Source organism: Bacillus sp. P4_D3 (assembly GCF_056401855.1).
In genome coordinates, this window is sequence record NZ_JBFUIN010001062.1 from 1 (window position 1) to 880 (window position 880).

Here is an 880-nt window from a genome sequence, read left to right on the forward strand (position 1 = left end):
CTTCCCCACTTTCCTACGCTGGCATTAACCAGATCAGGTACTAAGAGTCTCAAAATTACATTTGATCTCAGCCTATAAAAGGCCCCTCTAGTGGATAAATATTTAGTTGTCGTATTGTAATTATCATAGCATACTTCGTGGAACTATCAAAAATTTTAATTGTACAAGTATCTTAAAAACCTTCTTCTTTCCTTACTTTTAATGAAGTTTCAATGATCATATCTAATAGCTTACTATAGCTAATTCCCGCTGCTTCTGCACTTTTCGGCAGTAAACTTGATTGTGTCATCCCTGGTAATGTATTAACCTCCATTACATATGGAATTCCGTCCTTCACCATCATATCAACCCTTGCATAAACACTACATTTTAATGCTTTATAACAAGCCATTGACGCTTTATTTACACGTTCCTTAATTTCAGTTGGAAGTTCAATAACTTCTTCAATTGTACTAACATCATCGTATTTTGCATTGTAGTCAAAAAACTCAGCTGCATGTCGAATCGAAATGATAGGTAACTGTTTACCATCAAAAATTGAACATGTAATCTCGTCACCTTTTATATACTTCTCAATTACTACTTCAGAATCCCATTCGAATACAGTTTCCAGCATTGAGATTAATTCGTTTTTATCATTAACGATCTTTACTCCAACACTTGAGCCACCAGAGTTAGGTTTTACCACTAACGGAAATCCTATCTTATCTAACTCTTCAAGCTTTAGATCATCCATTTTTGTAAGTTCAATCCAATCGGGTGTTTCTACTCCTTCATAACGCAAAATCTTTTTCGAAATATTTTTGTCCATACATATACCGCTAGATAACATATTGCTACCGCTATAAGGAATACCTAAACTCTCAAGCGTCCCTTGAAC

At 34.8% G+C, this 880-nt stretch carries 1 protein-coding gene and 1 riboswitch; the gene reads right to left on the minus strand.

The window, feature by feature from the left end:
- Positions 1 to 99, minus strand: a riboswitch (TPP riboswitch). This riboswitch is flagged as partial in the annotation.
- Positions 100 to 172: 73 nt separating this feature from the next.
- Positions 173 to 880, minus strand: a 708-nt coding sequence (locus AC1DTM_RS29155; RefSeq protein WP_477001566.1) for a D-alanine--D-alanine ligase, incomplete at its 5' end; no start/stop codon positions are given.